The organism is Streptomonospora mangrovi, from assembly GCF_027604915.1.
GTDB classification, from domain to species: Bacteria; Actinomycetota; Actinomycetes; order Streptosporangiales; family Streptosporangiaceae; genus Streptomonospora; species Streptomonospora mangrovi.
In genome coordinates this window covers 1-8,158 of record NZ_JAJAQC010000101.1, presented here as the reverse complement: position 1 = coordinate 8,158, position 8,158 = coordinate 1, and the positions used below count along the sequence as shown (strand labels likewise).

The following is an 8,158-nucleotide window of genomic DNA, read 5'->3' as shown; positions in this document are numbered from 1 at the left end:
GCCGCCCGGCCCGGCGCGGTCGCGGGGGCGGGGGGCCGGTGCGACCGCGCCCGCCGGGCCGCCGCGCCCGCGCGGCCGCCCCGCTCCGCGCCTTCGGCCGCGTGCCCGGCGCCGCCGCCCGCCCCGAACGTGTCGGGAAGCACGGCACTTCCCGCGCGGATGGGGCGTTGTCGTAGTCAGCGGACCCGCCCCGGCTCGGCCTCCGGCCCGGGACGGCCCACCGGATCGGGGCGTCGGCGGGGGAGGGCTCGCGCGGTAGCAGGTTCGAGGCCGGGCGCAGGGCGCGGCCGTGGCGGCCCACCGCGCATGTGAGCGGTCTGGGCGGGCACCCCGTAGGGACGGGGCACGGTGGCGCACCTGCACCCAGACCACACACGATGCGGGGGTCTCCTTCACCATGGCGTCGCGCACTCTTCTGGTGACCAACGACTTCCCCTCGCGCGGAGGGGGCGACGACACGTTCGGCTGCGCGCTGGCGCGGCATCTGGCCGGACCCGACGGCGAGGGGGCGGTGGTCCACACCTTCCGCTCCGGCAGCGGCGGGTTCGACGACCTTCAGGAGTTTCCCGTCGAACGCGACGGCGGTCCCCGGCTGATGCCGACCCGCCGCACCGTCCGGCGGATCACCGAGCTGATGCGGGGATACGACTGCGACCGCGTGCTGCTGGCCGAGGCGCCGCTGGGCCTGATGGCGGCCCCGCTGCGCGCCGAGGGCGTCGGCGAGGTCGTCGCCGCCACGCGCGGGGTCGGCCGGTGGGGTCCGGCGGCCACCTCCATGCTGCGGCGCATCGGCGGCGGCGCCGACGTGGTCGCCTACCCCGGGGAGTCCCAGCGCCCGCTGGTGCAGCAGGCGCTGCCGCCCGGCAGCGGCGCCCGCCTGGTCCGCCTGGCGCCGGGCGTGGACACCGCCGCGTTCCGCCCCGGCCTGGACGGCGGCGACCTGCGCGAGCGCTTCGACCTGGGCGAGGGCCAGGTGGTGCTGTGCGTGGGCCGGCTGGACAAGCGCGCCGGGGTCGACACCCTGATCCGGGCCATGACCTGGCTGCGCCCGCGCTTCCCCGGCGTGCGGCTGCTGGTGGCCGGCGAGGGCCCCGACCGGCGGCGGCTGCGCGCGCTGGCGGCGTGGGCCGGGGTGGAGCGCTCGGTGGTGTTCGCGGGCGCGTGCGGCCCGGCGGAGCTGCCGGGGCTGTGCGCGGTGGCCGACGTGTTCGCGCTGCCGGGCCGCCCCGGGTCGCCCGGCCGGGGCATGATGCCGGGCGCGGGGCTGCTGGAGGCGGCCGCCTGCGGGCTGCCGGTCCTGGCCGGTGTCGACGGCGGCGCCCAGGACCTCGTCCGCCACGGCGAGACCGGGTACGTGGTCGACGGCGGCAACGCCCGCTCGGTGGCCGCGCACCTGACCCGCCTGCTGGCCAACCCCGAGGCCGCACGCGCCATGGGCGAGCGCGGCCGGCGGTGGGTGCTGGCGGAGTGGACCTGGGACCGGGTGCTGGCCCGGCTGGAGGCGGCGCCGGCGGCGGCCTGAGCCGGGCGCGGCGCAGACCGCGTGGCGCGGGGCGGGGCGGCCGACGGCCGCCCCGCCCTGTGTGTGCCGGGCGCCCGCCGCTGAGGAGCGGGCGGGGCGTGGCCGGGCCGCGGCCGGCGCGGAGGCGCGGGCGGGGCCGGGGGGAGCGGCCGGGGTGGCGTGCGCCACTATATAGTTGGACATCCTACTATCCGGCCGGTCACCGCGTGGCCCGCGCACACAGACACAGGAGTCGGCATGGCCGTAGAGCGTACGCTGCCCACCTCCGAGGCCCAGGACCTGCTCGACCTCACCCGCGGAATCGCCGACAAGGAGCTGGCGCCGCGCGCCGCCCCCGACGAGGAGGCCGGCGCCTTCCCCCGCGACGTGTTCGCGCTGCTGGGGCGTTCCGGGCTGCTCGGTCTGCCCTACCCCGCCGCCTACGGCGGCGGCGACCAGCCCTACGAGGTCTACCTCCAGGTGGTCGAGGAGTTGGCCGCCCGGTGGCTGGCCGTGGGGCTGGGGGTCAGCGTGCACACCCTCTCCTGCTTTCCCGTCGCCGCCTACGGCACCGACGCCCAGCGTGCCGACCTGCTGCCCGACATGCTCGGCGGCGCCCAACTGGGCGCCTACTGCCTGTCGGAGTCCCACGCCGGGTCCGACGCCGGGGCGCTGGCCACCCGCGCCGAGCCCGAGCCCGGCGCCGTGCCGGCCCCCCGCGCCGGCGCCGCCGAGGCCGGCCCCGACGCGGAGCCCGCCGGGGTGCCCGAGGCCCCCGGCTACCGGATCACCGGCGCCAAGTCCTGGATCACCCACGGCGGGGCCGCCGACTTCTACACCCTCTTCGCCCGCACCGGCGGCCCCGGCTCCGGGCGCGAGGGCATCAGTTGCTTCCACCTGCCCGCCGCGACCCCCGGCATCAGCGCCGACCCGCCCGAGCGCAAGATGGGCATGTCCGCCTCGCCCACGGCCGTGGTGCGCTTCGAGGACGTCCGCGCCGCGCTCGAATCCCGCATCGGGGCCGAGGGCCAGGGCTTCGCCATCGCCCTGGCCGCGCTGGACTCCGGGCGCCTGGGCATCGCCGCCTGCGCGGTGGGGGTGGCCCAGGCCGCCCTGGACCTCGCCCTGGCCCACTCGCGCGAGCGCCACCAGTTCGGCCGGCCGATCGGCGACTTCCAGGGCCTGTCCTTCCTGCTGGCCGACATGGCCACCCAGACCGCCGCCGCCCGCGAGCTGTACCTGGCGGCCGCCCGCCGCCGCGACGCCGGCCGCCCCTTCGCCACCCAGGCGGCCATGGCCAAGCTGTTCGCCACCGACACCGCCATGCGCGTCACCACCGACGCCGTGCAGGTGCTGGGCGGCGCCGGCTACACCCGCGACCTGCCCGCCGAGCGGCTGATGCGCGAGGCCAAGGTGCTCCAGATCGTGGAGGGGACCAACCAGATCCAGCGGATGGTCATCGGCCGCGCCCTGGCGCGCGAGGCGCGCACCACCGAGGGGCCCGCCGGCCGCTGACCGCCGCCCCGGGCACGGGAGCGGACACGAGTTCATAACAGGGACATAGCGAGCACTGTCGTCTCGGCACATCGGCTGATACAAGAGGGCAGGAGCTGATGTGGGGCAGCGCACACACCCGTCCAGCGGGGCCGGGTGCGTCTGCCCGTGGCGCGGACGACCGCCCCGGCGGCGCTACCGGTGGGGCGTATCGGACGGAGGCGAAGTGGCGCAAGTCAGACTTGCCGGTATCGGCAAGACCTATCCGGACGGCACGAGCGCGGTGAAAGGGCTCGACCTCGACATCGCCGACGGGGAGTTCCTCGTCCTCGTCGGCCCCTCCGGATGCGGCAAGACGACGGCCCTGCGCATGGTCGCGGGCCTGGAGGAGATCACAGCGGGCACGCTCACCATCGGGGAGCGCGTGGTCAACCGCACCCCCGCGCGCGACCGCGACGTCGCCATGGTCTTCCAGAGCTACGCGCTCTACCCGCACCTGTCGGTGCGCGACAACATCGGCTTCGGCCTCCAGTTGCGCAAGCTGCCCAAGAGCGAGATCAAGACCCGCGTGGAGGCCGCGGCCGCGACGCTTGGCCTCACCGAGCACCTGGACCGCCGCCCGCGCAACCTCTCCGGCGGCCAGCGCCAGCGCGTGGCCATGGGCCGCGCGATCGTGCGCCAGCCCCAGGCGTTCCTCATGGACGAGCCGCTGTCCAACCTCGACGCCAAGCTGCGCGTGCAGATGCGCGCCGAGATCTCGCGCATCCAGCGCGACCTGGGCGTCACGACCATCTACGTCACCCACGACCAGGTCGAGGCCATGACCCTGGGCGACCGGGTCGCGGTGATGAAGAAGGGCGTGCTCCAGCAGGTCGCCCCGCCCCAGGAGCTGTACCTGCGCCCGGCCAACATCTTCGTCGCCGGGTTCATCGGCTCGCCCGCCATGAACCTGCTCCAGGGCCGCCTGGTCGCCGAGGGCGGCGCCCTGCGGCTGGAGTTGGGCGGGCAGACGCTGGCCGTGCCCGCCGCCCTGGCCGCCGAGCGGCCCCGGCTGCGCGAGTACGCCGGCCGCGACATCGCCGTGGGCATCCGACCCGAGGACATGGAGGACGCCGCCCTGGGCGGCGGCGACGACGGCGCCGTGCTGGCCTCCACCACCGACCTGGTCGAGGCGCTGGGCTCGGAGCTGCTGGTGCACTTCCGCCTGGCCGCGCCGCCGGTGGTCACCGAGGACACCCGGGAGCTGGCCCGCGACGCCGGCGCCGACGACCTCGACACCGCCGCCCCCGACAGCGACGTCATCGCCAAGTTCAGCCCCCGCTCCACCACCGCGCCCGGCAGCCCGGTCCGGGTGCGCGTGGACACCGAGCGCCTCTACTTCTTCGACCCCGTCACCGGCGAGGCCATCTGGGGAGAGCCGGCTCCCGCACCGCAAGCCAAGGAGGGTACCCATGCCTGAGCACCAGTGGAGAGGCCGCGGCGCGCTCGCGGTCGCGGCGGCCGGCGCGCTCGTCGCCGCCTCCGCATGCAGCCCCGGGTCCACCCCCGGGGCGGGATCCGGTGAGCTGGCCGGCGTCGAACTCCTGGTCGCGGCCAAGTGGACCGGCGTCGAGCAGGACAACTTCACCGAGGTCCTGGCCGCCTTCGAGGAGGAGACCGGCGCCACCGTCAACTACGAGTCCACCGGCGAGGACACCGGCGCCTACCTCGGCCCCAAGATCGAGGCCGAGGAGCCGCCGGACGTCGCGATCCTGCCCCAGCCCGGCCTGGTCGCCGAGTACGCCGAGCAGGAGGCGCTGGTGCCGCTCTCGGGCGAGGCCGCCGGCGCCCTGGAGGAGAACTACACCGACTACTGGCGCGAGCTGGGCTCGGTCGACGGCGAGGCCTACGGCGTGCTGCTCAAGGCCGCCCACAAGTCCATCGTCTGGTACCGCCCCGACTCCTTCGAGGAGGCCGGGGTGAGCGCCCCCGAGACCTGGGACGACCTCACCGGCGAGACCGCCACCACCCTCTCCGACGCCGGCATCACCCCCTTCTCCATGTGCGGCGCCTCGGGCTGGACCCTCACCGACTGGTTCGAGAACGTCTACCTGTCCCAGCACGGCCCCGAGGCCTACGACCAGCTCGTCGCCCGCGAGATCCCCTGGGACGACGACACCGTCGTGGAGACCCTGGAGACCCTCGGCGAGGTCTGGGGCGAGGAGGACTGGCTGGCCGGCGGCACCGACGGCGCGGTCCAGACCGACTTCCCCACCTGCGTCACCGAGGTCTACGGCCAGGAGAACGCCGCCATGGTCTATGAGGCCGACTTCGTGGCGGCCAGCGCCCAGGAGGCCGGCGCCACCGTCGGCGAGGACGCCCAGGCGTTCCCCTTCCCGGCCGTGGGCGAGGACCCGCCGGTTGTGGTCGGCGGCGACATCGCCGTGGCCATGACCGAGAAGGAGGGCGTGCAGCAGCTCATGGCCTACCTCGCCTCGCCCGAGGCCCAGACCACCTGGGCCGGCCTGGGCGGCTACCTGTCGGCCAACTCCGAGGTGCAGCCCGACGCCTACCCCGACGAGTTCACCCAGACCCTGGCCCAGACCATCCTGGAGGCCGGCGACAACGTCCGCTATGACCTCTCCGACCAGGTGCCCAGCCAGTTCGGCGCCACCGAGGGCAAGGGCATGTGGGCGGTCCTCCAGGACTACCTGCGCGACCCCTCCGACCCCGAGGCCGCGGCGGCCGACCTGGAAGAGGCCGCCGCCTCGGCCGAGTGACCCGCCCGGGCCGCCCGCGCGCCGGGCGGCCCGCCCCCACCCATCAGGACGAGTCGACACGAGAAGTGGGTCCGTTCGATGACGACCACTGACGAGCCCTCGGCGCCGGGCCAGGCCGGCGCGGCCGGGGGGAGCGGGCGCCTGGGCCCGCCCCCGTGGCTGGCGCTGGTCTTCCTGCTGCCCGCGCTGCTGTTCCTGGGCGCCTACATCATCTATCCCATCGTTTTCTCGGTGTACCGCAGCCTGTGGGACGCCCCCGGGCTGGAGTTCGTCGGGCTGGACAACTACGTCCGGATGTTCACCCGCCCCGACACCTTCATCGCGCTGCGCAACAACGTGATCTGGCTGATCGTGGCGCCGGCCCTGGTGACGGTCGCCGGGCTGATCTTCGCCGTGCTCACCGAGCGCATCCGCTGGGCCACCGCCTTCAAGATCGTCATCTTCATGCCGATGGCGATCTCGTTCCTGGCCTCGGGCGTGATCTTCCGGCTGGTCTACGAGCAGGACCCCGAGAGCGGCCTGGCCAACGCGGTCATCACCACCGTCCACGACACGTTCTCGCCCAGCGCCGCCTACCCCGATGCCCGGCCCCGGCCGGACGGCCCCGTGGAGCCGGCCGGGGACGTCTACGTGCTGGAGTCGTGGGCCCAGCCCGGCCGGTCCGTGCTGGTCCCGCTGGTGGGCGTGAGCGCCGAGGAGGTACCCGCCGAGGCCGAGCCCGCCGCCGAGGCCGAAACCCGCCCGGGCGCCATCACCGGCACCGTGTGGGTGGACTTCACCCGCGGCGGAGGCGGCGAGGAGGGCGCCATCGACCCCTCCGAGAGCGGCCTGCCGGCCATGGAGGTGCAGGCGTGGATGGACGGCGAACTGTACGCCACCGCCATGACCGGCCCCGACGGCACCTTCGCGCTCACCGGCCTGGAGGACGGCGACTACACGGTCCAACTGGCGGCGGAGAACTTCACCGAGCCCTACAACGGGCTCAACTGGCTGGGTCCCACCCTCATCACGCCCTCCATCATCGCCGCCTACCTGTGGGTGTGGGCGGGCTTCGCGATGGTGCTCATCGCCGCCGGGCTCGCGGCCATCCCGCGCGACGCGCTGGAGGCCGCGCGGGTCGACGGCGCCACCGAGTGGCAGGTCTTCCGCCGCGTCACCGTGCCGCTGCTCTCGCCGGTGCTCATGGTCGTCTTCGTGACGCTCATGATCTACGTCCTGAAGATCTTCGACCTGGTGTTCGTCATCGCGCCGGGATCGGTGCGCGCCGACGCCAACGTGCTGGCCCTGGAGATGTGGCAGGTCTCCTTCGGCGTCAACGACCAGGGGCTGGGCAGCGCGCTCGCGGTGTTCCTGCTCGTGCTGGTCGTGCCCGCGATGATCTTCCAGATCCGCCGCTTCCGCCGGGAGGAGTCATGACCACGCAGGCCCAGGCCGGCCCCGCCGAAAGCCCTGACCTGGCCTTGGGCGCCCCGCGGCGCTCGGTGGCCGCGCGCATCGTCGCCCGGCTGGGCTCGGGCGCCGCGCAGGTGCTGCTGATCGTCATCGGGCTGTTCTGGCTGGTGCCCACCCTGGGGCTGCTGGTGGCCAGCCTGCGTTCGCCCCAGGACAACAGCGCCTCGGGCTGGTGGACGGTCCTCACCGAGCCCTCCCAGATCACCCTGGAGAACTACGCGGGCCTGCTGGACAACGGCGACTTCGTCGCGTCCTTCACCAACACCGTGCTGATCACCGTGCCGGCCACCGTGATCATCGTGGTGGTGGCGGCGCTGGCGGCCTACGCCTTCGCCTGGCTGGAGTTCCCCGGCCGCGACTGGCTGTTCCTGGGCGTGGTGGGGCTGCTCGTGGTGCCCCTCCAGGTGGCCCTGGTGCCCATCTCCAGCCTGTACGGCGGCACGCCGCTGTACGGGACCATCCCGGCCGTGGTGCTGTTCCACGTCGGGTTCGGGCTGCCGTTCGCGATCTTCCTGCTGCGCAACTTCTTCGCGGCCATCCCGCGCGACCTGCTGGAGGCCGCGCGCATGGACGGCGGCAAGGAGTTCACCATCTTCCGCAGGGTGATCCTGCCGCTGGGCGGCCCGGCGATCGCCTCCCTGGGTATCTTCCAGTTCCTGTGGGTGTGGAACGACCTGCTGGTGGCCCTGGTGTTCGCGGGGGAGTCCAGCCAGCCCATGACCGTGGCGCTCCAGTCGGAGATGCGGCAGTTCGGCGCGAACATCGACGTGATCGCCGCGGGGGCGTTCCTGTCGATGGTGGTGCCGCTGATCGTGTTCTTCGCCTTCCAGCGGTACTTCGTGCAGGGCGTCATGGCCGGCGCGGTGAAGTAGCGCCGACGACGCGGTGGTGCGGGCGGGCCGCCGGCCCGCCGCACCACCCACGGCACGCCGCGGGCCCCGGGACAGGGTCC

General features: G+C 74.5%; 6 protein-coding genes. All 6 read left to right on the top strand.

The genetic code is table 11. The features are described from left to right. The first annotated feature begins 418 nt into the window (after positions 1 to 418). The 6 genes from LG943_RS27295 to LG943_RS27270 all read left to right on the top strand — a co-directional run bounded on the left by LG943_RS27295 (position 419) and on the right by LG943_RS27270 (position 8,078). Positions 419 to 1,522, top strand: a complete 1,104-nt coding sequence (locus tag LG943_RS27295) for a glycosyltransferase family 4 protein (protein WP_270075260.1) — start codon at positions 419 to 421, stop codon at positions 1,520 to 1,522. 237 nt (positions 1,523 to 1,759) lie between these two features. Next, a complete protein-coding gene (locus LG943_RS27290) occupies positions 1,760 to 3,016 on the top strand; it encodes an acyl-CoA dehydrogenase family protein (RefSeq protein ID WP_270075259.1) in 1,257 nt (418 codons plus the stop codon). A gap of 205 nt (positions 3,017 to 3,221) precedes the next feature. Continuing rightward, positions 3,222 to 4,454 (top strand): ABC transporter ATP-binding protein, encoded by a 1,233-nt coding sequence (locus LG943_RS27285; RefSeq protein WP_270075258.1) that lies wholly within the window; start codon positions 3,222 to 3,224, stop codon positions 4,452 to 4,454. Beyond that, on the top strand, positions 4,447 to 5,754 hold the full coding sequence (locus LG943_RS27280; RefSeq protein WP_270075257.1) for an ABC transporter substrate-binding protein: 1,308 nt from the start codon (positions 4,447 to 4,449) through the stop codon (positions 5,752 to 5,754). Before LG943_RS27285 ends, LG943_RS27280 begins: the two co-directional genes overlap by 8 nt. Before the next feature lie 78 nt (positions 5,755 to 5,832). Continuing rightward, a complete protein-coding gene (locus LG943_RS27275; RefSeq protein ID WP_270075256.1) occupies positions 5,833 to 7,170 on the top strand; it encodes an ABC transporter permease subunit in 1,338 nt (445 codons plus the stop codon). Then, complete coding sequence (locus LG943_RS27270; RefSeq protein ID WP_270075255.1) at positions 7,167 to 8,078, top strand: carbohydrate ABC transporter permease; 912 nt, start codon at positions 7,167 to 7,169, stop codon at positions 8,076 to 8,078. The genes LG943_RS27275 and LG943_RS27270 overlap by 4 nt, the downstream gene beginning before the upstream one ends. Positions 8,079 to 8,158: the final 80 nt, after the last annotated feature.

What these genes read in the sequence shown, in the direction of transcription:
- LG943_RS27280 (WP_270075257.1), top strand. Translation starts at nt 4,447, where the DNA reads ATGCCTGAGCACCAGTGGAGAGGCCGCGGCGCGCTCGCGGTCGCGGCG.
- LG943_RS27275 (WP_270075256.1), top strand. Translation starts at nt 5,833, where the DNA reads ATGACGACCACTGACGAGCCCTCGGCGCCGGGCCAGGCCGGCGCGGCC.
- LG943_RS27270 (WP_270075255.1), top strand. Translation starts at nt 7,167, where the DNA reads ATGACCACGCAGGCCCAGGCCGGCCCCGCCGAAAGCCCTGACCTGGCC.
- LG943_RS27290 (WP_270075259.1), top strand. Translation starts at nt 1,760, where the DNA reads ATGGCCGTAGAGCGTACGCTGCCCACCTCCGAGGCCCAGGACCTGCTC.